The 23,174-nt window shown below is 70.0% G+C and carries 23 protein-coding genes; 16 read left to right on the top strand and 7 right to left on the bottom strand.

Translation table 11 applies throughout. The features are described 5' to 3' along the window. Positions 1–2 precede the first annotated feature (2 nt). Both IRT45_RS03975 and IRT45_RS03970 read left to right on the top strand, forming a co-directional pair. Positions 3–1,163 carry a ferredoxin--NADP reductase gene (locus IRT45_RS03975; protein WP_194804509.1) on the top strand — a complete coding sequence of 387 codons (1,161 nt, stop codon included), beginning with the start codon at positions 3–5 and terminating at the stop codon, positions 1,161–1,163. A gap of 28 nt (positions 1,164–1,191) precedes the next feature. Then, entirely contained in the window at positions 1,192–2,070 is an 879-nt protein-coding gene (locus tag IRT45_RS03970; protein WP_194804508.1) for a VOC family protein, read from the top strand. Between the two features lie 62 nt (positions 2,071–2,132). Here IRT45_RS03970 and IRT45_RS03965 read toward each other — a convergent pair whose 3' ends face one another. After that, positions 2,133–3,818: a nitroreductase family deazaflavin-dependent oxidoreductase gene (locus IRT45_RS03965; protein ID WP_194804507.1), complete on the bottom strand. Its 1,686-nt coding sequence runs from the start codon at positions 3,816–3,818 to the stop codon at positions 2,133–2,135. Positions 3,819–3,947: 129 nt separating this feature from the next. Here IRT45_RS03965 and IRT45_RS03960 point away from each other — a divergent pair, with 129 nt between their 5' ends. Further along, a complete protein-coding gene (locus IRT45_RS03960; RefSeq protein WP_194804506.1) occupies positions 3,948–4,514 on the top strand; it encodes a TetR/AcrR family transcriptional regulator in 567 nt (188 codons plus the stop codon). Positions 4,515–4,626: 112 nt separating this feature from the next. Here IRT45_RS03960 and IRT45_RS03955 read toward each other — a convergent pair whose 3' ends face one another. From IRT45_RS03955 to IRT45_RS03945, 3 genes are all read right to left on the bottom strand, one after another. Beyond that, positions 4,627–5,481 carry a ribokinase gene (locus IRT45_RS03955; RefSeq protein ID WP_194804505.1) on the bottom strand — a complete coding sequence of 285 codons (855 nt, stop codon included), beginning with the start codon at positions 5,479–5,481 and terminating at the stop codon, positions 4,627–4,629. 49 nt (positions 5,482–5,530) lie between these two features. Then, a complete protein-coding gene (locus IRT45_RS03950) occupies positions 5,531–5,989 on the bottom strand; it encodes an SRPBCC family protein (RefSeq protein ID WP_194804504.1) in 459 nt (152 codons plus the stop codon). An 82-nt stretch (positions 5,990–6,071) separates the two neighbouring features. Next, on the bottom strand, positions 6,072–7,664 hold the full coding sequence (locus IRT45_RS03945) for an MFS transporter (RefSeq protein WP_194804503.1): 1,593 nt from the start codon (positions 7,662–7,664) through the stop codon (positions 6,072–6,074). A gap of 91 nt (positions 7,665–7,755) precedes the next feature. Between IRT45_RS03945 and IRT45_RS03940 the strand changes: the two genes are divergently transcribed. The 13 genes from IRT45_RS03940 (at position 7,756) to holA (ending at position 20,796) form a co-directional block, all read left to right on the top strand. Next, entirely contained in the window at positions 7,756–9,024 is a 1,269-nt protein-coding gene (locus IRT45_RS03940) for a glutamate-5-semialdehyde dehydrogenase (protein WP_194804502.1), read from the top strand. A gap of 147 nt (positions 9,025–9,171) precedes the next feature. Next, positions 9,172–10,065: a MoxR family ATPase gene (locus IRT45_RS03935; RefSeq protein WP_128145391.1), complete on the top strand. Its 894-nt coding sequence runs from the start codon at positions 9,172–9,174 to the stop codon at positions 10,063–10,065. Between the two features lie 48 nt (positions 10,066–10,113). Further along, positions 10,114–11,559 carry a VWA domain-containing protein gene (locus IRT45_RS03930; protein ID WP_194804699.1) on the top strand — a complete coding sequence of 482 codons (1,446 nt, stop codon included), beginning with the start codon at positions 10,114–10,116 and terminating at the stop codon, positions 11,557–11,559. Positions 11,560–11,574: 15 nt separating this feature from the next. Then, complete coding sequence (locus IRT45_RS03925) at positions 11,575–11,910, top strand: MmcQ/YjbR family DNA-binding protein (RefSeq protein ID WP_194804501.1); 336 nt, start codon at positions 11,575–11,577, stop codon at positions 11,908–11,910. Between the two features lie 228 nt (positions 11,911–12,138). Next, positions 12,139–12,780, top strand: coding sequence for a hypothetical protein (locus IRT45_RS03920; RefSeq protein ID WP_194804500.1), 642 nt, complete (start codon positions 12,139–12,141; stop codon positions 12,778–12,780). Between the two features lie 49 nt (positions 12,781–12,829). After that, complete coding sequence (gene nadD / locus IRT45_RS03915) at positions 12,830–13,471, top strand: nicotinate-nucleotide adenylyltransferase (protein ID WP_194804499.1); 642 nt, start codon at positions 12,830–12,832, stop codon at positions 13,469–13,471. After that, positions 13,468–13,872: a ribosome silencing factor gene (rsfS, locus tag IRT45_RS03910; RefSeq protein WP_194804498.1), complete on the top strand. Its 405-nt coding sequence runs from the start codon at positions 13,468–13,470 to the stop codon at positions 13,870–13,872. The genes nadD and rsfS overlap by 4 nt, the downstream gene beginning before the upstream one ends. Positions 13,873–13,973: 101 nt before the next feature. Continuing rightward, positions 13,974–14,645: a histidine phosphatase family protein gene (locus tag IRT45_RS03905; protein ID WP_309240802.1), complete on the top strand. Its 672-nt coding sequence runs from the start codon at positions 13,974–13,976 to the stop codon at positions 14,643–14,645. 475 nt (positions 14,646–15,120) lie between these two features. Further along, a complete protein-coding gene (octT, locus tag IRT45_RS03900; RefSeq protein ID WP_309240801.1) occupies positions 15,121–15,876 on the top strand; it encodes a diglucosylglycerate octanoyltransferase in 756 nt (251 codons plus the stop codon). Positions 15,877–15,893: 17 nt separating this feature from the next. Continuing rightward, positions 15,894–16,736 (top strand): DegV family protein, encoded by an 843-nt coding sequence (locus IRT45_RS03895; protein WP_194804497.1) that lies wholly within the window; start codon positions 15,894–15,896, stop codon positions 16,734–16,736. Positions 16,737–16,871: 135 nt separating this feature from the next. Beyond that, positions 16,872–18,161 (top strand): ComEA family DNA-binding protein, encoded by a 1,290-nt coding sequence (locus IRT45_RS03890; RefSeq protein ID WP_228533528.1) that lies wholly within the window; start codon positions 16,872–16,874, stop codon positions 18,159–18,161. Beyond that, positions 18,158–19,825 carry a ComEC/Rec2 family competence protein gene (locus IRT45_RS03885; protein ID WP_309240787.1) on the top strand — a complete coding sequence of 556 codons (1,668 nt, stop codon included), beginning with the start codon at positions 18,158–18,160 and terminating at the stop codon, positions 19,823–19,825. The genes IRT45_RS03890 and IRT45_RS03885 overlap by 4 nt, the downstream gene beginning before the upstream one ends. Continuing rightward, positions 19,822–20,796, top strand: a complete 975-nt coding sequence (gene holA, locus IRT45_RS03880) for a DNA polymerase III subunit delta (protein WP_194804496.1) — start codon at positions 19,822–19,824, stop codon at positions 20,794–20,796. Before IRT45_RS03885 ends, holA begins: the two co-directional genes overlap by 4 nt. A gap of 103 nt (positions 20,797–20,899) precedes the next feature. On the opposite strand, the gene IRT45_RS03875 is transcribed toward holA, so the two are convergent. The 3 genes from IRT45_RS03875 to IRT45_RS03865 all read right to left on the bottom strand — a co-directional run bounded on the left by IRT45_RS03875 (position 20,900) and on the right by IRT45_RS03865 (position 23,149). Continuing rightward, positions 20,900–21,970: a phosphatidylinositol-specific phospholipase C domain-containing protein gene (locus tag IRT45_RS03875; protein ID WP_194804495.1), complete on the bottom strand. Its 1,071-nt coding sequence runs from the start codon at positions 21,968–21,970 to the stop codon at positions 20,900–20,902. A 144-nt stretch (positions 21,971–22,114) separates the two neighbouring features. Next, positions 22,115–22,378, bottom strand: a complete 264-nt coding sequence (gene rpsT / locus IRT45_RS03870; RefSeq protein WP_030512822.1) for a 30S ribosomal protein S20 — start codon at positions 22,376–22,378, stop codon at positions 22,115–22,117. Positions 22,379–22,555: 177 nt separating this feature from the next. Then, complete coding sequence (locus tag IRT45_RS03865) at positions 22,556–23,149, bottom strand: type II toxin-antitoxin system PemK/MazF family toxin (protein ID WP_194804494.1); 594 nt, start codon at positions 23,147–23,149, stop codon at positions 22,556–22,558. Between the last annotated feature and the right edge of the window lie 25 nt (positions 23,150–23,174).

Below are 23,174 nucleotides of genomic sequence, written 5' to 3'. Positions count from 1 at the left end.
CGATGGATACGGCGATCGAACTCGACGTGCGTGAACCGCGCACGTCGCGCGAGGATGCCGGCCCGCGTGACTCGGCAACCGGCGGCGAATCCGCGGACGGCGTCGCGGCGGCCGCCGGGGCGCCGGCCGATCCGGTTGTCGTCGAGATCGTCCGGGTGGTGCGCGAAACCGCGGACGCGGTCTCGCTCGAATTGGCGCCGCGGCCCGAACACGCCGAGCGGTTCGGCTATCGGCCCGGGCAATTCCTCACTGTGCGCATCCCCAGCGAACTGACCGGTTCGGTGAGCCGGTGCTATTCGCTGTCGAGCGCACCGCACGAGGACGGTCCGCTGAAGGTCACCGTCAAACGCACGGCGGCCGGATATGCGTCGAACTGGTTGTGCGACAACGCCGTCGCCGGGGAGAGTTTGCAGGTGCTGCCGCCCGCCGGACTGTTCACCCCGGCCTCGCTGGATACGGATCTGCTGCTGTTCGCCGGGGGTAGCGGCATCACTCCGGTGTTGTCGATCCTGAAATCGGCGCTGGCGCGGGGCAGCGGGCACTGCTCCCTGATCTACGCCAATCGCGACGAATCGTCGGTGATCTTCGCCGCGGAACTCGCCGAACTCGCTGCGGCGCATCCGGATCGGCTGCAGGTGCTGCACTGGCTGGAATCGGTGCAGGGCCTGCCCAGCGTGCCGCAACTGTCCGCGCTGGTGCGCCACTGGGCTGACCGTGAGACGTTCGTCTGTGGTCCGGGGCCGTTCATGGATGCCGTCGGCGCCGCGATGGCCGCGCACGGCGCCGACCGCCGGCGCGTGCACATGGAGAAGTTCGTCTCCTTGACCGGCAATCCGTTCGAGGCGGCGGCTCCGGTGAGCGACCCCGCCGACCCTGCCGATCTCGCCGACTCGGCGCACGTCGAGGTGGAACTGGACGGCGAGAATCACCGGATGGCCTGGCCGCGCCGCCAGGTCCTGTTGGACACATTGCTGGCCGCGGGCCTCGAGGCGCCGTATTCGTGCCGCGAGGGCGCATGCAGCGCCTGCGTGTGCCGGGTGGTGTCCGGCGAGGTGTCCATGCGCCGCAACGAGGTCCTCGAGGAGGAGGATCTCGCCGAGGGCTATGTGCTGGCCTGTCAGGCGGTACCGGTCACCGACGACGTTTCGATCAGTTATTCCTGAACCACCCGATCCCTTGCAAGGAGTGCACATGGCCGCCGTCAGCTCGCTCGGATATGTCCGGGCGCAGATCGCCGATGTCGCCGAATGGCGTGAATTCGCCTTCGACACCATCGGATTCGCCGAAGGGTCGGGGCCCAACCCCGAATCGATCTACCTGCGGACGGATGAGCACACCTACCGCCTGGAATTGGTTCCGGGCGATCGCGACGAGGTGATCGCCCTCGGCTGGCAGGTCGCCGACCGGCGTTCGCTGACGCTGGTGCGCGAAACCCTCGCCGCGGCCGGAATCGAGGTCACCGAGCTGTCCTTGGCCGAATCCGCCGCGCGGCACGTCGAGGAGGCGATCAGCTTCACCGATCCCGCCGGATTCACCATCGAGGTCTTCCACGGCCCTCTGCTCGACCACAGTCCGGTGGTCGGCAAGTACGGTAACCGTTTCGTCTCCGGTGATCTGGGGCTCGGCCACGTCGTGCTGCCGGTGCCCGATATCGAGGCGGCGCGGCAGTTCTACACCGAGGTGCTGGACTTCGCCTCGCGCGGTTCGTTCCGGGTCGGTCCGCCCGACCATCCGATCTGGATCCGGTTCATGGGTGTCAATCCCCGCCACCACAGCCTGGCGCTGATTCCCGGCGGCCGCGGCGACGGTCCCGGCATCGTGCACGTGATGGTGGAGGTCGACGCGCTCGACGATGTCGGCCGGGCGCTCGACCGGGTGACGAAGGCGGGCTACCACCTGTCCTCGACACTCGGCCGCCACACCAACGACAAGATGATCTCCTTCTACGTCCGCACCCCGGGCGGCTGGGACCTCGAATTCGGTTGCGAGGGAACGCTCGTGGGCGAGGGCTACGTCGCGGAGGAGATGACGGCCGACAGCTACTGGGGTCACGAATGGGCGCGCGGCTGAGCGGCCGTCAGCACTGCCCGGCGGCCGGCGCGCGGTGACGCGAACCGGCCGCCGCGGGGTTCCTAGTCGGTGAAGGTGACCCGCACGGAGATCGGATCGGTCTGCAGGGCGGCGAATCCGGCGGCGGTCAGCGGTGCGAGCGCCGGATGCGGGGCGAAGGCGCGGGCCCGCGCGACCACGTCGTCGTCGGGGCGCAGCTCGGCCGTGGCCGCGCGCCAGACTCCGTTGTGCCGCAATCGCACCGAGGGGTTGGCGCGTACATTGTTGCCCCAGCCCGACCGCATGCCGTGCTGGCAGATGATCCAGGCGCCGTCGTCGTCGAACAGGACCGATACCGGAACCCGCCGTGGCTGACCGGATTTGCGGCCGACGGTCTCCAGTTCGGTCGCGAAGGTGGACCGCACACCGACCCGGTCCAGTGCGGCGAATCCGGGATTGACCAGGTAGCGGCCGACGGCGCGCTCGACCCGGAACTTCGTCGACTTCCGGTCGCCACCGGCCGTTCCGCGCCGGGACCGGAAGGCGTCGAGCCCGTTGCGGCGCAGCATGGTCAGCGCCGTCGACCACGGTGAGCGAGCCGGATCCGGATCGAGCCCGGCGCCGAGGCGATGCAGCTGATCGGTATGCCATTGCAGATCCAGGGCCCCGTCGACGGCCCGAAGGGTGCCGCTGCGGGCGATGCGGCCGCGCAGGCCGAGCGAAATCGACGGCGGCCGAAGCTCTTCCGTACCGCCGGTGAGCAGATCGGCGGCGGCGGTGGGGTACACCGTGGTGGGACGGCCCAGTCCGGCGACATCGCAGGCGCCGGAATCGACCGCACCGGCCATCGCCGTGCGGCTGCGGAAGCCGCCGGTGACCGCCAGCGGCACCGCGGCCGCGAGCCGGCGCACCGTCTCCGCGTACTCGAGGAAGTAGGCCTCCCGCGCCCGGGTACTCGCCGCGTCGCGGGACCGGCCCATCATCGCCGGAGATTCGTAACTGCCGCCGCTGATTTCGATCAGATCGAGCGGCTGCCGGGCCAATTGCCGCACCACCGCGCGCGATTCGTCCTCGGTGAAACCGCCGCGCTGGAAATCCGCCGAATTCAGTTTGACGGCCACCGCGAAGCCCGGCTGGACCGCCGCGCGAATGGCGCCGACCACCTCGAGCAGGAAGCGCGCCCGGCGTGGCGCGTCGCCGCCCCAGTCGTCGGTGCGCTGATTGGCCAGCGGCGACAGGAACTGCGACACCAGGTAGCCGTGGGCGCCGTGGATCTGCACCCCGTCGAAGCCGGCCGATTCCGCGATGCGCGCCGCGTCGGCGAAGCGCCGGACCAGATCGTGGATTTCGGCTTCGGTGAGCGCGCGCGGCGTGGGCAGCCCCGGCACTCCCGACGCGATCGCCGAGGGCGCCACCGGCCGCTGCCGTGTGGCCAGCGGATTGGCTTGGCGGCCGGGATGATTCAGCTGCATCCAGATCGAGGTGCCGCCGTCCTTGGCGGCCTTCGCCCAGCGGGTCAGGGCCGCGAGATCGCGATCGTCGTCGACGACCACATTGCCCGGCTCGCCGAGCTGGGTGCGATCGATCATCACGTTGCCGGTGACGATCAGGCCGAAGCCGCCGGCCCCCCAGCGGCGATACAACCGGACCAGCCGGTCGTCGGGAGCATGCGCCGCGGTGCCGAGCCCCTCGCTGAGCGCCGACTTCATGATCCGGTTGGGAAGCACCTGGCCACAGGGCAGGGGAAGGGGGTCGTGCAGTCCGGTCATGCCTATCCTCCAGGGCGCGGCTCGGAAATGAGGTATACCGATCGGTATACTCGGCAGAGTAGTACACCGATCGGTCTAGAGCAACGGTAGGCTGGACCGGACAAGGTGCGTGAGGAAAGGGGTCGCATCATGGGAGCCCGCGACCGGCTCATCGACAGCGCCGTGGATCTGATGCGCAGCAACGGTGTGGCCGGCACCGGTATCGCGCAGCTGCTCGACCACAGCGGCATCTCGCGCCGCTCGGTGTATCTCAACTTCCCCGGCGGCAAATCGGAACTGATCGCCGAGGCGACCCGCGCGGCCGGCGCCGCCTACAGCACCCTGCTGCGCACGATCACCGCCGGGGCCGACGTGGCGTCGTGTGTCGGCGCCTTCCCGGCCCTCTGGCGCGAGAAACTCGCGGCCAGCGACTTCACCGCCGGATGTCCGATCGTCGCGGCGGCGCTGGGCCGGTCGGAGGCGCCCGAGGCCGCCGACGCCGCCGGGGCGACCTTCACCGAATGGGAGACCATTCTCGCCGAACGCCTCGAAACCGAGGACATCGCACCGGATCTCGCGATATCGCTGGCCACCACGGTGGTCGCGGCGCTCGAGGGGGCGGTGATCCTGTCCCTGGCGACCCGTTCGATGGCGCCGCTGGAACGGGTGGGCGCCCAGATGTCGGAACTCGTCGCTCGCCATACCGCCGCGCCGTAGTTCCGTCGCGCATACCGGTCGTGCGCAGCGGCGGTGGATACGACGTCGTGGGCCGGTGTGTGCGCACGACGGCCGGACTCGGGCTCCGAACAGCCCCGCCGCCACCGGTGCGTTATCCGGTGAGCGCCCGCTCTATCGCCGCGGCGGTGGGAATGGACGCGGTGGCGCCGACGACGGTGGTGGCCAGGGCGCCGGCGGTGCAGGCCCAGGCCAGAGCGGTGGCGGGGCCCTCGTGCCAGTGTGCGGCGAGTGCGCCGGTGAACGTGTCCCCGGCGCCGGTCGTGTCGACCACGTCGACCCGGACACCGGGCCGGGTCAGCTCGCCCGCGGGTCCGCGATAGGTCGCGCCGTCGCCGCCACGGGTGATGAGCACGTGCGGGACCGCCCGGAGTTCCGAAACCCAATGTGCCGCTTCGCCCTCGTTGACGACCGCGATGTCTACCGCCTCCCACAGCTGCGGTGGCAGGGATCGCGCGGGGGACGGATTGAGCAGTACGAGAGTGCCGTGATCGCGGGCGCAGCGGGCGGCACCGAGCACGGTGTCCACCGGAATCTCCAACTGGCACAGCATGATATCCGCGTCGGCGATGAGGGCGCGGTCCCCGTCGGTCAGGCCCGAGAGCTCCGCATTGGCTCCACCGACCACGATGATCGTATTCTCGCCGGACTCGTCGACCACGATGGTGGCAGTTCCGCTGGACCCCTCGACGGTGCGCAGTCCGGCGGTCCCGACCTCGTTGTCCTCGAGCACTTTCCGCAGTTCGGCGCCGAAGACGTCGGTGCCGATCGCGCCGACGAAATCGACCGCCGCGCCGGCGCGCCGGGCGGCGATCGCCTGGTTCGCGCCCTTTCCGCCGGGCACCGTGGCGAAGCTGGTGCCGAGGACGGTCTCACCGGCCTGCGGCCGCCGCGGCGTGCGCGTCACCAGATCCATGTTGATGCTGCCGACCACTGCGATCCGTGCCATTCACGCACCGTAACCCGCCGCGGCGCGGACGGACCGAACGTCGCCGCGATCAGGCGCGGTCCGCCGCCGATGCCAGCGCGGCCAGCCGGTCGATGGACCCGAGAAGTTTGTCGGAGGTCGTCGCTCGGGCTCGGGGCAGCCGGACCTCGTCGGTCAGCCGGGTCCAGTCGTAGGTGTGCCGCACGAGGGTCCGGCCCTCGTCGACGGGTTCGAGCTCCCAGCGCCACAGATGCCCCGGCGGGCGTTGCCCGGATTCCGCGGGCAGCCAGGCGATCCGGCGTCCCTCCTCGAACTCCACCACGTGGTTCTCACGCACGCTCCCGTTGGTGAGTGTCATCGCGAAGACCTCGCCCACGCTCCCCACCCGCTGTCCGTACTCCGCCCGGTCGAGATTGTCGTTTCCGTCCCACCGCGGCTGCTGCGCCGGATCGGCGATCAATTCGAAGATGTGCGCGGCCGGCGCGGCGACTTCGCGCTGCGCCGACACCACCCTCTCGATATCTGCCATGTGACCATCGAATCATTCACCGGCGGTGTCGACAACGCGGCCACGACTATCGTTCGGACACAGCCCTTTCCGTGTGTGCGGGTTATTCCTGGTCGACCGGGCCGGGCGTCGATTCGGCGTGCCGGGGCTCCAGAGGTGGCCCGGCCACCGGGCAGTTGATTTTGCACTGCGGCGTGGCCTCGGGACTCGCCTCCCGCAGCGCGTCGTCGCGGACCGTGACCACGGTCAGCGCCGCGGCCGCGGCCATGACGATCGCGCAGATGAGCATGGCCTCGCGGAATCCGCGTTCGAAGGCGGCGGGGTCGGTGTAAGCGGCGCCGGTGAGTCCGGTGAGCGGTGGGATCGCCGCCACCGCGAGCAATCCGGCCGCTCGGGCGACGGCGTTGTTGACGCCGCTGGCCACCCCCGCGTGCCGTTCGTCGGCCGTCGCCAGCACGGTCGCGGTCAGCGGTGCGACGGCCAGGGTGAGGCCCAGACCGAAGACGAGCGCGGCGGGCAGCACATCGGCGACATAGGAGGCGTCGGGGCCGATCCGCATCATCAGCAGCATCCCGGCGGCCGCCAGCAGGACACCCGCGGTGATCGGGATGCGCGGTCCGATGCGCTGAGCCAGATCACCCGAGCGCGCGGAGAACAGCAGCATCAGCACGGTGGAGGGCAGCATCGCGGTCCCGGCCGCCATCGGGCTGAACCCGGCCACCACCTGCAGGGTCAGCACCAGCAGGAAGAACACCACGCCCATCGCGCCGTACATCACGAAGGTGACGGCGTTGATCGCGCTGAACTGCCGCGAAGCGAAGATCTCGACCGGCAGCATCGGCGGCGGCCCGCCGTGGTGTCCGGGCGCCGCGTACCGTGCCGACCGTCGCCGCTCGACGACGACGAAGGCCACCCCGGCGAGCACGCCGATCACCGCCGTCGCCACCACGGCCGTCCGGCTGCTCCCGTGTTCGGGGGCCATCGTCAGTGCGTAGGTGATGCCTGCCAGGCACAGTGCGGCGAGGAACGCCCCCAGCACGTCGAACCCCTCATGTGGCGGGCCACCGGATTCGGGAGCCGGACGGGTGGACGCCGAGCCGTCGGCCGCGCCGGAACCGTAGGTCTCCGGCACATGCCGCACCGCGACCAGCACCACCACCGCGGCCAGCGGAATGTTCAGCAGGAACACCCAGCGCCACCCGGCCGCGCCGACCAGCCATCCGCCCAGGAAGGGGCCGATCGCACCGGCGACCCCGCCGAGCCCGGACCATGCGCCCACCGCGCGGGCGCGATCCGATTTCGCGAACGACGCCTGGATGATGGCCAGCGAACCGGGCGTCAGCAGCGCACCGCCCACCCCCTGCAGCGCGCGGGCGGCGATGAGCATCGGAATGCCCTGTGCCGCACCGCAGATCGCCGAGGCCAACGCGAACCACACCACGCCGACGACGAAGATCCGCCGCCGCCCGAACCGGTCACCCAGCGATCCGCCGAGCAGAATCAGTCCGGCCAACGTCAGCGTGTACGCGTTCACGGTCCACTGCAGACCCGCCATCGAGGCGCCGAATTCCTCACCGATGCGGGGGAGCGCCACATTCACCACGGTCGCGTCCAGCATCGCCATTCCCGAGCCCAGCACCGTGGCCAGCAGCACCCAGCGACCCGAACCGGAGGACAACCGGATGGTGGCGACCATGAGGACACGGTAGCGGTGGGCGTCGCCCGAAGCGGGCGTTCGGCGGTTATCCGACGTCGGCGTCCGCGACCCGGTCAGTAGGCTGTTCACCATGACTGCTGGAACTGTCGGCGAAGTGGATACCGTGCGCGAAGCGGTGCACGAGGCGGCGCGGCGGGCTCGGGTGGCGTCGCGGACCCTGGCACAGCTGACGACCGCGCAGAAGGATGCGGCCCTGCATGCCGCGGCCGATGCGCTGCTCGCGCGGAAGGATGCCGTCCTGGCCGCCAACGCCGAAGACATCGCGACCGCGGAGGCGGGCGGAACCGCGGCCTCGCTGCTGGATCGCCTGCGGCTGACCGAGCCGCGCATCGACGGCATCGCCTCCGGGTTGCGTCAGGTCGCCGGCCTGCCGGATCCGGTCGGAGAGGTGTTGCGCGGTTCGACGCTGGCCAACGGACTCGAGATCCGGCAGGTGCGCGTGCCGCTGGGCGTGGTCGGCATGGTCTACGAGGCCCGCCCGAACGTCACCGTCGACGCCTTCGGCCTGGCGTTGAAATCCGGTAACGCGGCCCTGCTGCGCGGGTCGTCCTCGGCGGCCCGGTCGAATGCGGCCCTGGTCGAGGTCATGCGGGAAGCCCTTGTGGCTCAGGGTCTTCCGGCCGACGCGGTCCAGCTGCTGCCGAGTGAGGATCGCTCCAGCGTCACCCATCTGATCCAGGCCCGCGGCCTGGTGGACGTGGTCATCCCGCGCGGTGGCGCCGGACTGATCAACGCGGTGGTGCGCGACGCGCAGGTCCCGACCATCGAAACCGGCACCGGCAACTGCCACGTCTACGTACACGCCGCCGCCGATCTCGAGATGGCGGAATCGATCCTGCTGAACTCCAAGACCCGCCGGCCCAGCGTGTGCAATACCGCCGAGACGGTGCTCATCGATCGCGCGATCGCCGAGACCGCCGTCCCGCGCCTGATCGGCGCGCTGGAACAGGCGCAGGTCACCATCCACGGCGATCTGCCCGGCCTGGTTCCCGCGACCGAGGAGGACTGGGCCGACGAATATCTGTCGCTGGATATCGCGCTCAAGGTCGTCGACGATCTCGACGCCGCGGTCGACCACATCAACGAGTGGGGCACCGGCCACACCGAGGCCATCGTGACCGCCGATCTGAAGGCCGCCCGCGAATTCACGGCCCGGGTGGACGCGGCCGCGGTGATGGTGAACGCCTCCACCGCGTTCACCGACGGCGAGCAGTTCGGATTCGGCGCGGAGATCGGCATCTCCACGCAGAAGTTGCACGCCCGCGGTCCGATGGCGCTGCCCGAGCTGACCTCCACCAAGTGGATCGTCTGGGGCGACGGCCAGATTCGGCCGAGCTGACCCGTCCCGGCTGAACCCATTGCGGCCTGTGGTCTCGCCGACACCGGAGTATCGAACCCGGCCCGCGGGTGTGTACCGTCGTGATCAGCTGTTCTTTACGGTGCATACCTGCAGTGGGCTGCGCTGTTCCCGAAGGAGGGCCCAACTGTGCAGACGACCGTGCACGAGCCGATTTTCGCCTCGGTCGACGATGTGATCGACCGTCTGGCCACCACCGGCTACCTGGCAGACAAGGCCACCGCCACCTCGGTGTTCCTGGCCGACCGGCTCGGCAAGCCGTTGCTGATCGAAGGACCCGCCGGCGTCGGCAAGACCGAATTGTCGCGCGCCGTCGCTCAGGTCGCCGATGCCGAATTGGTTCGCCTGCAGTGCTACGAGGGAATCGACGAGGCCCGCGCGCTGTACGAGTGGAATCACGCCAAGCAGATTCTGCGCATCCAGTCGGCGACCTCCGGCGGGCCGGATTCGGGTAACGCCTGGGCCGACACCAAAGCCGATGTGTTCAGCGAGGAATTCCTGTTACAGCGCCCGCTGCTGACCGCGATCCGGCGCACCGACCCGACCGTGCTGCTGATCGACGAGGCGGACAAGGCGGACGTCGAGATCGAGGGCCTGATGTTGGAGGTGCTGAGCGACTTCGCCGTCACCGTCCCCGAACTCGGCACGATCACCGCGACCCGCCGCCCGTTCGTGGTACTCACCTCGAACGCGACCCGCGAACTGTCGGAGGCGTTGAAGCGCCGCTGCCTCTACCTGCACATCGACTTCCCGGACGAGGAACTCGAGCGCCGCATCCTCGCCAGCCGGGTGCCGGAGTTGAAACCGGCCGTGGCCGCCCAACTGGTCCGTGTGGTGCACGTGCTGCGCGGCATGCAGTTGAAGAAGTTGCCCTCGGTCGCCGAATCCATCGACTGGGCCCGGACGCTGCTGGCGCTGGGACTGAAGGATCTCGACGACAAGACCGTGCGTGCGACACTCGGTGTGGTGCTCAAACATCAGAGCGACCATCAGCGCGCCCTGGCCGAGCTGAAATTGGCCTGAGCCGTGTCCGGTAAGCGCACCACCCCCCGCGCGCTGGTCTCCGCGGCGTTGCGTGGCGGGCCCGCGTCCGCGGCGCAGGGTGCGCCGCAACCCGGGCAGACCGCGCCGCACGGACTGTCCGGACATGTGGTCGGCTTCGTGGAGGCCTTGCGCGCCAGGGGAATCCCGGTCGGGCCGTCGGAAACAGTGGATGCCGGGCGGGTGCTCACCGTGGTCGATCTGATGGATCGCGAGATGCTGCGCGAGGGCCTGGCCTGTGCGCTGCTGCGCCGGCCCACGCAGCGAGCCACCTTCGACGGATTGTTCGAGCTGTGGTTCCCGGCCGCGCTGGGGGAGCGCGCGGGCGCCGACGACATCGAACTGCCGCGGCGCGACGACGGCGAAAACGATCTGTTCGAATTGCGGCGGATGCTGGCCGAGATGCTGGCCGCCGAACCCACGGGTGAGCAGATCCGGCAGTTACAGAATCTGGCCGCGCAAATGGTCGAGCAGATGGGGCAGTACCAGTCGGCGAACGGGCCGTCGTTCTCGGCGTATCAAACGCTGAAAGATGTGCAGCCCGAGGTGCTGATCAGCAAGATCCTCGCGGGATTGGCTGCCGGGCAGAACAATTCGGAGTTCGACACCGAAGTCGCCCGCCGCGCCGCCCGCGAACGGGTCAAGGCGTTTCGCGGCACCGTCGAGGCCGAGACCCGGCGGCGGGTGGCCGAACGGCTGGGCCGCGAGCGAGTCGCGACCTACGGTGTCCAGCGCCAAGCCGAGGATGCCGACTTCCTGCGCATCTCGGAGAACGAACTGGCCGAACTGCGGCGCGGTTCGCAACGGCTGGCGCGCGTCCTGGCATCCCGCCTGGCCGCTCGCCGTCGCCGTTCCCGGCGCGGCGAAATCGATCTGCGCAAGACGCTGCGCAAGTCCATGTCGACCGGCGGGGTGCCGATCACGCTGCAGACCCGCAAACCGCGGCCCGGCCGCCCGGATCTGGTGCTGCTGTGCGACATCTCGGGATCGGTAGCCGGATTCTCCAGTTTCACTATGCTGCTGGTGGATTCGCTGCGTGAGCAATTCTCGCGGGTGCGGATCTTCGCGTTCGTCGACCAGGTGGACGAGGTGACCCATATCTTCGATCAGGTCACGCCGCTGGACCAGGTGACCCGGCGCATCTTCACCGAGACGAAGGTGGTCGGATTCGAGGGGCACTCGGATTACGGTGCGGCACTGCGCGGTTTCGCGGAGGACTGGCCCGACGTGGTGACCAGTCGCACCTCTCTGCTGATTCTCGGCGACGCCCGCACCAACTATCGGGATCCGGCGTTGAATACGCTGCGCGAACTCGTCCAAGTGGCCAAGCACGCGCACTGGTTGAATCCGGAGGCCGAAAAGATGTGGGGCACCGGTGATTCGGCGGCCAACCGCTACGCCGAGGTCGTCGAGATGCACGAATGCCGGTCGGCGCGCCAGCTGACCGGTGTGGTGAGCAGGCTGCTTCCGGTCTAGGCATCGAGGAGGGTCATGAGCGATCTGCTGGGTTACTGCCTCACCAAGCCGGGAGCCTGGCGCGACGAACCCTGGGAGGGCGACGTCGTCGCGAAGGTCGGCGACAAGATCTTCGCCTTCGTCAGCCCCGAGACCGTGACGCTCAAATGCGGGCGTAACCGGCTCGAAGCCGACGAACTGGTGCACATCCATCCCGACGACGTCACCGCCTCCGCCTATATCGGGCGATACGGCTGGAACACCATCCGGCTGGGTGGCTCGGTATCGGATGCGGAAGTGCGCGAACTGATCGATCAGTCCTACGCCGAGGTCGTCGCGAAACTGCCGAAATCCAAGCGGCCGACCGGATAGCGTGCCGTTTGCCCCGCATCATCAGCGGCTGTTAAGCGCTTTCCAAGCAGGGCCGTCGATCATTCGCGCGTGCCGTGCCCATCGGGGGAGTTCGCCGACGAAATCCCCGCCGACCAGCCGAGCGCCCGTACGGCGCGACGACATCCGCGCGTCCGGGATGGCGAGTCCCCCGATGTCGAACGGCCCGGCTCCGAGCCGGCCGGCCGGCCGCCGCGCCCGGGAAGAGCGGTGCCCGAGTGCCCGGAGCCGACGCGCGAGACGGCCGAACCGCCGGTGGGCGATCTGCGCTTACGAGCGCAGGAATTGACCGAGGCCGCGACCGCGCTGCTCGGCACCAGCCCTGCCGCCGCCGAACGAATGTTGGTGCAGGCCTTGGCAGTCGGCACCGGCGTGCTGTCCGGCGAGCAGTCGGCGCGGCTGTCCTCGCTGGTGGTGACAGCGGTCGCCAATCAGCCGGGACGGGAACACGACCTGGCGGCCGCGGCGGTCGCGGCGGCCGAGAGCTGGACCGGCATCTCCGTCGCCGACGCCGCCCATCACACCCTGCTGGCCGCCCGCGTCCACTATCGCAGCGGTCACCATCGCCGCGCGGCCACCCTGTTCGCCGCTGCCCTCGGCTGCGATGCGCTGCCCTACCCGCCGGAAGAGATCGCGGTGCTGTACGAGCAGCTCGGGCGGTGCTTGGGACAGTGCCACCGCCACCGCGCCGCGGCACGGGCCTACGAGGCGGGGGCGGCCGCCATCGCGGGTAGACCCCCGTGGGAGGAACTGCACGGCGACCTCGTCGACGCGGCGACCCGTTCCCGGCACTCGGCACGCAATCCGGCGGCGATGGTCCGGGCGTATCTTTCGGCGCGGCGAGCACGGTGAGCACCGCGGGCCCGCCGCTGTCCGAGCCCGCCCAGTAAGCTCGGCATTCGTGCAAAACACAGGCCGGCGCAAACTGGGCGTGATGGGCGGTACGTTCGATCCGATCCATCACGGGCACCTGGTTGCCGCCAGTGAGGTCGCCAACCGCTTCGACCTCGATGAAGTGATCTTCGTACCCACCGGGCAGCCGTGGCAGAAGTCCACGCGGCAGGTTTCGCCGGCGGAGGACCGCTATCTGATGACGGTCATCGCCACCGCGTCCAATCCGCGGTTCTCGGTCAGTCGTGCCGACATCGACCGGGAGAAGGCCACCTACACCGTCGACACCCTTCGTGACCTGCAGAATCAACATCCGGACGCGGATCTGTACTTCATCACGGGTGCGGACGCGCTGGCCAGCATCCTGACATGGCAGGATTGGGCGGAACTGTTCGAGCTGGCGAAGTTCGTCGGGGTGAGCCGTCCGGGGTACGAATTGAATGTCGACCACCTCGAGGGACATCTGCGAAATCAGCCGGCCGATGCGGTCACCGTCATCGAGATCCCGGCCCTGGCGATCTCGTCGAGCGAATGCCGTCGCCGTGCCGCCGAGGGGCGCCCGGTGTGGTACCTCGTTCCCGACGGCGTCGTGCAATACATATCGAAACGGCACCTGTACGTGCCGGGAGGGAACGGGAAGGTGAGCCAATGACGGCATCGGCACAGGCGGTGGAGATGGCGCAGGTCGCCGCGCGGGCCGCCGACGAGAAGCTGGCGACCGACGTCGTCGTCCTCGATGTCTCCGATCAGCTGGTGATCACCGACTGCTTCGTCATCGCCTCCGCGCCGAACGAGCGTCAGGTCAACGCGATCGTCGACAACGTCGAGGAGAAGTTGCGTCTCGCCGGGCACAAGCCGGTCCGCCGCGAGGGCACTCGCGAAGGTCGGTGGGTGCTGCTGGACTACGTCGATGTCGTGGTGCACATCCAGCACAGCGACGAGCGCAATTTCTATGCGCTGGAACGGTTGTGGAAGGACTGCCCACAGGTCGAGGTGCCTGGTCTCGAGGCGCCCGCGCAGGCTCCCGCGAGTGGGAGCGGGGACCCCGAGTGAACCGCGGGCCCGAAGGGGGGACCGCGCGTGAACCCGAGGTGTCCGGGGAACGTGCCGTCGACTCCGATGTGAGCGACGCGTCCGAAGGTGTTGCGCCGGCGGTGGGTTCGCGGGCGTCGAAATATCCGGGCGTGCGCCGGCTGATCCTGCTGCGACACGGGCAGACGGAATGGAATGCCGCCGACCGCATGCAGGGCCAGATCGACACCGAGCTCAGCGAATTGGGTCGAAGTCAGGCGAAAGACGCTGCGCGCGAGCTGGTTTCCCAGGACGCCGTCGCGATCGTGTCCTCCGATCTGCGCCGCGCCTACGACACCGCACTCGCACTGGCCGAACACAGTGGACTCGAGGTCGTGCGGGATGCACGGCTGCGGGAGACCAGCCTCGGCGACTGGGAAGGTCTCGACCACCTCGAGGTCGACGCGCGGTATCCGGGCGCGCGCAAGGCATGGCGGCTCGATCCCACGGTCACTCCGCCGGGCGGGGAGAGCAAACTCGAGGTCGGCGCGCGGGCGCTGCCGGTGGTTCGCGAGCTGTTCGCCGAGCGTGCGGACTGGCCCGGCCGTACCATCATCCTGGTCGCGCACGGCGGGCTGATCGCGGCCCTGACCGCCGCGCTGCTGGAACTGCCCGAGCACAAATGGCCGATCCTGGGCGGATTGGCCAATACCAGCTGGGTGCAGCTGAGCAGCCACGGTCCGGGCATCGAGCAGCCGGGTTGGCGGCTGGATGTGTGGAATGCGGCGGCGAAGGTAGCACCTGATGTCCTCTGAACGCTCCTCCGACGACCGGGACGAACCGGTCCGGCAGGTATCCGACGAACTGTTGCGCAAGGCATCCGAAGGGCCCGTCCGGCGGCTGCCGGACGCCCTGTTCGGCGGTCCGGTCGCGCCGGTCGAACCGGCCGGGGAATCCGACGCCGCCTCCGAGCCGGGTGATGCGGACGACGACGGGGGATCGACAGGTCCGCCGGCCGTTCTCGCGGATGTGCCCACGACGGCAGAGGAGACTGCGGAACCGGCCGAGGACGCGCGGGAAGACAGCGTGCCCGGCGGTTCCGAGACGACACCTGCCACCGCTACGGACGCCGTATCCGGGGATGCGACCGTAGCCGGTGGCGACGACGTGCACCGGAAGTCCGACGCCGGTTCCGGCGCGGCGACTCCCGGCGAGCCGACCGTGTCGAGCGCGGCCGTCGACGCCGTATCGGGAATCGACGACGCGGTCTCCGCGGATGCGCAGCCGAGCATCGGCGATGCGGCCGGCACACCCGAGGCTTCGGCGCGCCCTGTTCTGGTCGTGATCGCGGATTCGCTGTCGTACTTCGGGCCGAAGGGCGGGCTGCCCGCCGACGATCCGCGCATCTGGCCGAATCTCGTTGCCGCGGAACTCGATTGGGACGTCGAGTTGGTGGCGCGGATCGGCTGGACCTGCCGCGACGCCTACTGGGCGCTCATCGGCGATCCACGCGTATGGGCCGCGGTGCCGCGCGCGGGAGCGGTGGTCCTGGCCACGGGCGGCATGGACACGCTGCCCTCGCCGCTGCCCACGGCGCTGCGCGAAATGATCCGGTATCTGCGCCCGCCGGTGCTGCGCCGGCAGGTGCGCACCGGATATCAGTGGCTGCAACCGCGGCTGTCGAAACTCGGTCGCCCCGTGGCACTTCCGCCGCACGTGAGCATCGACTACCTGGAACAGTCACGGCACGCGCTGGCCCAGTTGCGGCCCGATCTGCCGGTGGTCTCGGTGCTGCCCTCCGTCCACGACTGCGAGGCCTACGGCAGGGTGCACTCCGGGCGTGCCCCCGCGGTGCGCGCGCTGCAGGAGTGGTCGGCGAAAACCGGTGTGCCGCTGGTGGATCTGGGTGAGGCCGTGCGCGACGACATCTTCTCGGGCGAGGCGAATCCGGACGGGATCCACTGGGGCTGGGAGGGGCATGCGGCGGTCGCGCGAGCCATGGTGAAGGTGCTGTCGGAGGCGCGTTCGGTCGAGGCCGGTGCATGAATCGGTTCGGATAGCCGATGACGGTCGTGGTGGTCACGGATTCGGCGGCGAGCATACCCGCCGCACTGGTATCGGAATTGGGCATCGTGGTGGTGCCGCTGCATGTGCTGGTCGACGATCGGGCGATCGCCGAGGGTGTCGACGACTGCGACATCGATTACGGCACGTCCACGGTGACGACCTCGTCCGCCTCTCCGGGTGAATTGCGTGCCGCCTACGAGCGCGCTCTGGAACTCAGTGCGGGCGACGGTGTGGTGGCCGTGCATATTTCGCGACAGCTGTCGGCGACCTGGGAAGCCGGTCGCCAGGCCGTGCAGGATATGGATGCCGCCGACCGGGTGCGACTGGTGGATTCACTGAGCGCGGGCCTGGGCACGGGGCTGCCCGTCCTCGCCGCCGCTCGTCGCGCGCGGTCGGGCGCGACGCTGGACGTCGTCTACGACACCGCGGTCGCCGCCGCCGGGCGATCGCGCACGTTCATCGTCGTCAATCGGACCGAGCAGCTGCGGCGCGGCGGGCGGCTCAGCACCGCGGCCATGTTCTTCGGCACCGAACTGGTGACCAAGCCGATACTCCAGATCGTCGACGGCAAACTGGAGCTGCGGGAGAAGGCGCGCACCCGGTCCAAGGCGTACGCGAAACTCGTTGCGGCAGCGGTCGATGCGGCCGGTGACGACGGGGCGGCGGTGGCCGTGCAGCATCTGGGTGCCGCCTCCGCGGCGGCCACCATCGCCGGACAGCTCGGCGAACTCATCCCCGGTATGCGCGAGCTCGTGACCGCCGAATTCGGCCCCACACTCGGCGTGCACGTGGGCACCGGGGCGGTCGGCGTTCTGGTGGTCCCCGGCGGCTGCGGCTGAGCGCCTACCATCGCCGGCCGACGAACTCCGTCGCCGCGCCGGAGGTTGTCCACAGCTCAGCAGTTGTCCCCAGACATTCCGAAACCCCAGTTCGCGCTCCGAGTCACGGTCTGCCGCGCACATACGGTCACCGTCATGGCGCGACACGAGGATCGGACACTACTGCGGCAGCGACTGCACGACGTATCACCCAGGCCGGCAACGCTAGGCACCCTGGCTCCTGGGCCGGGTAATCCGACCAACGACGGGCTGTGGGACCTCGCCCGGTCACCCGCGGACTCGGCCGGACAGCGCGGTGACCCCTCGGGCAGCCCCTCCGGGAGCCGGGATTTCGGCTTGCGCGGTGGCGAACCGGGTCCGCCCACCGGGCCGGTGAGCGGCTCCGACGGCGGCCGAACCATGGTCGCAACGCAGGCGGGTGTGGATGCCGGCCTGGACGAAGCCGCTGCCGGTGTGCGGTCCGGCGACCACGACGGGACTTGGCCGTATTCGCCGAGCCGTATCCGGCAGAGACGCGACAATGCCGCGGCGCATCCCGGGAGCGCGGGAGCCCCCGACCGACCCGACGGTGACGGTCGGGACCGGAACGAAGGTCTCGCGGCGACCGGCGCGGCGGTGACGTTCGCCGAGGCGCCGGAGAGTCCGCGAATTCCGCAGTGGCTCAGCGAACCGGTGGGATCGGTGACGATCTGGCAGCGGCTGGTTCCGGAGCGATTCCGGGGTGTTCGCGTGGATCCGGGGCGCAAAGGAGTGTGGGTGCTGGCCGGTGCCGGCGTGGCGGCGGTGATCGTGGCGGCGGTCGCCGCGCATCGAGACGATCCGGTGGCAGCACCGGTGGGGCCGCTACCGGCGGTGCGCACAGACGCCGCCGAGACCTCGGCGTTCCCGGCGCCGGTGGACGGCCCGGGACTGGCCGTGCGGTCCGATCCGCCCGGCCGGGCGACGCCGTCGCCGGCTCCCGGGGGCGATCTGGTGGTCAGCGTCATCGGGTTGGTCGAACATCCGGGCCTGCTGCATCTCGCACCCGGAACACGGGTCGCCGACGCCGTCGCGGTGGCCGGCGCGCGGGAAGGTGCGGACCTCGCCGGGCTGAATCTCGCCCAGCGGCTCGCCGACGGTGACCAGATCGTCGTCGGCGAGCCGGGTCCCGCGAGCGGGGCGCGCCTCGGCAGCATGGTCGTTCCGGGCGCCTCGCATACCGCCGCGACGTCGGGCGCCGCCTCCCCGCCGGGGCACAAGATCAACCTCAACACGGCCACGGAACAGGATCTCGACTCCCTCACCGGGGTGGGCCCCACCACCGCCGCGGCCATCATCGGCTGGCGCAACCGGCACGGCCGCTTCACCAGCATCGACCAACTCGCCGAAGTCACCGGCATCGGCCCCGCCAAGCTCAACCGCCTCCGCGACCAGGTCACCCTGTGAACCGCGGCGAATCGACGCACGCTCGGCTCCGGCACGAACACGTCGCGAAATCCGGCCGCGGCGGCGTCGAACATGTGACGGTCGTGGCGGGTGGCGCTGCGTTGGACGCGCGGCTGCTTCCCGCCGCGCTGGGGTGCTGGGGCGTGACCATCGCGGGGATCACGCTGGGGTGGCGAGCCGGGACGTGGGTGTGCGCGGGGCTGGGACTCTCGCTGGCCGGAACGGGAATCGTTCTGGCACGGAGCAGATTCCGTGCTCCGCATCGAGCGGCATGGTGGGTGGTGCTGGCCGCGCTGCTGGCATCCGCGGGGTTCGGGGTGGCGGCGTCGTGGCAGGCCTACCGGGTGAGCGCCCATCCCCTCGGGCGGCTGGCGGCGGGCAGTGTGGTGACGGCCGAAATGGTGGCCGGAGATCCGAAACCCCTCCCGGCCCACTCCTTCGGTGGACGGCAATGGACGATGCGCGCGACGGTTCGCGAATTCCGTTACGGCGCAACATCCGTACACGGCGACGCGGCGGTGACGGTGATCATGCCGGAGCGGGTCTGGTCGGATCTGGTGCCGGGGCAGCACGTCACCGTCCGGGCTCGGCTCGATCATCCGTGGCGACGGGATCTGACGGTCGCCGTGCTGCGGGCGCAGGGACCGCCGATCCGGGTCGGGACCCGGCCGTGGTGGCAGTCGGTGGCCGCGGCGGTGCGGGGGAATCTGTCCGAGGCGGCCGAACGCGCATTGCCACCGGACGCTGCCGGAGTGCTACCGGGGCTGATCGACGGGGATATCTCCGGACTGCCGGATCACGTCCGCGAGGACTTCCGGGCCGTCGATCTCACGCATCTGGTCGCCGTGTCCGGGACGAACGTCTCCATCGTGCTCGCCGGTGTGCTGCTCGCGGCCCGGGCTCTGACGCTCGACCCGCGCTGGGGTGCGGTACTCGCCGCGCTGGCGCTCATCGGATTCGTCGTGCTGGCGCGGCCGTCGCCGTCGGTACTGCGGGCGGCGGTGATGGGCGCGATCGCGGTGCTGGCGATGGTGACGGGACGCCGGAAACAGGCGCTGCCGGCCCTGTGTGCCGCGGTGATCGTGTTGATCGCGCTCTCACCGCAGCTGGCGGTCGATATCGGCTTCGCCCTCTCCGTGCTGGCGACCGCGGGCCTGATCCTGCTGGCGCCGAGCTGGTCGCAGTGGCTCGAACACCGCGGCTGGCCCGCACTGGCGGCCGAGGCGTTCGGTGTCGCGGCGGCCGCCTTCGCGGTCACCACGCCGATCATCGCCGCACTCACCGGACATGTGAGCGGGGTGGCGATCGTGGCGAATGTGCTGGTCGAACCCGTCGTCGCACCGATCACGCTGCTCGGGGTCGGCGCGGCCGCCCTGTCCTGCTGCTGGCAACCGGCGGCGATCTGGGTGCTGAACCTGGCCGAGCCGCCGATGTGGTGGCTGCTCTTCGTCGCCGAACACGCGGCGGCACTGGGCATTTCGTTGCCGATGCCCGCCGGAGTGCGGGGTGCGGTACTGGCCGGGGCGCTCGTCAGGGGCGGTGTCGCGGTGCTCGGGCGCCTGGGCGCGCGCCACACCCGCACGCCCGCGGGTCCGGCGCCGCCACCGGCACCCGGCGACGGGTCGGTGAACCTGTCACCGGCCACCCGTAGAATCGTGCCGTGACCGATCACCTGGCTGCCTTACATCTGGTACTCGGTGAGGAGGAACTGCTCATCGAACGGGCGGTCGCCTCGATCGTGGGGCAGGCGCGGGCCGCGACCAACGATCCCGACGCGATGCCGGTGGATCGGCTGCGGGCGGGCGATGCCAGCTCCGCCGAACTGGCCGAACTGCTGAGCCCCTCGCTGTTCGCGGAGGATCGGGTGATCGTGCTCGAGGCCGCCGCGGAGGCCGGGAAGGATGCGGTGGCGCTGGTCACCGCGGCCGCCGGCGATCTGCCCGAGGGAGTCGTGCTCGTGGTCCTGCACTCGGGCGGCGGCCGGGCCAAGGCGCTGGCGCCGGCACTGCAGAAGCAGGGCGCCGAGGTGCACACCTGCGCCAAGATCAGCAAGGCGAACGAGCGAAACGAATTCGTACGCAACGAATTCCGCACAGCCGGCGTCCGCGTCTCGGGTGATGTGGTGCAGGCGGTGGTGGAGGCCATCGGGTCCGATCTGCGCGAGCTGGCCGCGGCCTGTTCCCAGCTGGCCGCCGATACCGGCGGCAAGGTGGATGTCGACGCGGTGCGCCGGTACTACTCCGGTCGCGCCGAGGTCACCGGATTCGAGGTCGCCGATCTGGCGGTCGCCGGTGACCGCTCCGCGGCCATGGAGGCGTTGCGCTGGGCGACCGATCGCGGCGTCCCGGCCGTTCTGCTCGCCGACGCGCTCGCCGACTCCGTGCACACCATCGCGAGGGTCGGGTCCGCCGGTCGCGGCGACCCGTTCGCGCTGGCCTCCCAGCTCGGCATGCCGCCCTGGAAGGTGAAGAAGGCGCAGACGCAGGCCCGCGGCTGGACCGCCGCCACCATCGGCAGCGCCCTGCAGGTGGTGGCCGCACTCAACGCCGACGTCAAAGGCGGTGCGGCCGATACGGATTACGCGCTCGAACACGCCCTGGCCGACATCCTGGACCTGCACGCCGCCGGGCACTGAGGCGCGGGCCGACATACCGGGCCGAGCGGGCGAGGCGCCGACCGGCCCCGCGTGGTGATTGCTCGCCGCGCCGCATCGACCGACCCCGAGGGTGCGGCCGGAGTCAGCGGTGGTTGTGCGCGATGATCTCGCCGATGAGTGCGGGGCCCGGGAAGTCGGCCATCACGACCCCGGTCGCCGCGCCCGGCCGGGAGCGGAGGTAGTCGAGTGCGTGCTGGTTCTCGTATTCGGCGTAGCGGTGGGGAAATTTCGCCGGGTCGGGCACGCCGGAGGCCGACAGGAAGTCCATCGACAATGCCCGGGTGCCGACGTTCGGGGCCTGCGCGAGGTGGGTGGCGGCGGCCGCCCACTTGTCCTCGCGAGTGGGTTTGTCCCACAGATCCTGCGCGTCGATCGGCACGCCCCGGTCGTCGATCCCGTCGGCGCGGATGACGACGATGGTGCCGCGCACGTCACCCAGCCGGGGAATCGCGACGGGACCGGTCGCCGCCGGTCGCCACACCCGAGGGTGCGCGTTCAGGTACCGGTCCAGCAATGGGGGGTCGGGCGGTAGCCCACCCGCGTCCTCGCACTGGAAGGTCTTGTCCTCGTTCGTGCATTCGGCCTTCACCCGTACCAGGATCGTCTCGCGCGGGTGCCGGTCCAGGAATTGTTCGGCGACCCGCAGCACGTCGTCGAGCCCGGCCTGCTGATAGAAGCTGCCGTGCTGTATGCCGAGGTTGCCGGCCTCGTCGCGCCGGACACGGATGTCGAGCGCCCGGATACCGGCCTCGAGCTGGGTGCTCGCGGTCCGTTCCGACGCACAGGTAGGCTCCGTGCACCCGGTATCGAACTTCTCCTGGGTGACCACAGCCGGTCCGGCCTGACCGCCGTGGATCGACAGGGTGTCGTGAGTGCCGGGGACGGACATCGCGCTGAGCGGGGTGCTGTCGGGCAGCGCGCCCATCCAGTCCGGGTTGCTCGCGGAATCGAGATGTTCGATCGCGCCGACGGCGGCGGCCTTGGGCATGCCGGCCGATTCGGTGCCGGATGCGGCCGACGCCGGCGCCGACTGCGCGGCGGCGACCGGTCGCCCGACCGGTACCGACTGTCCGCATCCGGACGACAGCGCGCTCGATACCGCCGCTACCGCGAGAACAAGGCCCGTACTTCTGCGAATCTCCCCACCCCACACCCGGACAACGGTAGCCGACGGGGATCAACGACAAAAGCCGCCGTGGTCATCTGCGATGCAGATCCTCTGCCACGGCGGCGTTGCGAATGCTGTTGTGCGGCAGAACATGCCGCGTCGGTTCCGGTCCGGCCGGAACCCGGGAGATCAGCCCAGCTTGTTGAGAGCCAGCGAGAGGGCGGACTTCTTGTTGGCGGCCTGGTTGGCGTGGATGACGCCCTTCGAGGCGGCCTTGTCCAGGCTGCGGCTCGCCGAACGCATCAGCTCGAGCGCCTTGTCCTTCTCGCCCGCCGCGGCGGCCTCGCGGAACTTGCGGATCGAGGTGCGCAGCGCGGACTTCACCGACTGGTTGCGCACCCGCGCCGCCTCGTTGGTGCGGATCCGCTTCATCTGGGACTTGATGTTGGCCACGCCTGTTCCTCTGATTCCTTCTCGTCAGTTGATGTGCTCTTGATATTCGTGAAAAGTCTCTGGGCGCACTACATGGAAACAGGTAGCGCCGCGCCGACGATCGAGGTTACCAGCTGGGGTGGTGTGAAGTGAAATCGCTGTGCCCCCGCCCGGTCAGCGCGCCGGTTGCCGGGCTGCTCACCCCCAGTGGTACTCCGCGCACAGCCGGTGGGCGACGAGATCGAAGGTCTTGCGCGGAAGGATAGCCCCCTCGCGCCGGATGCCGGCCTCGGGCACATCGAGGACCCGATCCAGCCGGACCCAGCTGTCGCGCCCCTCGTAATCCCATGGACCCGAGCCGATTCCGATCCAGTTGTGTTCGGCGCCACGGGCCGGGTTCGACGACAGCATCAGACCCAGCAAGGTCTTGCGTTCGCGGCCCACGACCAGCACCGGGCGATCCTTGCCGTTGGCCGGATCCTCCTCGAACGGCACCCAGGTCCACACGATCTCGCCCGGATCGGCGCGGCCGTCGAGATGGGGGCAGTAGACGATCTGGCGCGCACGTTCGCGGGTGGGGACCGGAGTCGAGGCCGCCGGCCGCACCGCGACCGTGTCCTTGGGCCGCGCCGCGACCGTGTCCTTTCGACGGCCGCCGAGGGCGCGATCCCACATCGAGGTGCGCTGCATCCGGTCGACGAGTTTCGGCGCCTGCTTCTTGACGATCCTGGGCCCCTGCTCCTTGGCGATGGTCCCCAACTGCTTGCCCAGAGAGCTCCATGTGCTGGCCATATCGGCAGAGCTTAACGGCGAACCG

It is taken from the genome of Nocardia sp. BSTN01 (assembly GCF_015354405.1).
Lineage (GTDB): Bacteria > Actinomycetota > Actinomycetes > Mycobacteriales > Mycobacteriaceae > Nocardia.
This window is presented reverse-complemented; position numbering and strand designations above follow the sequence as displayed.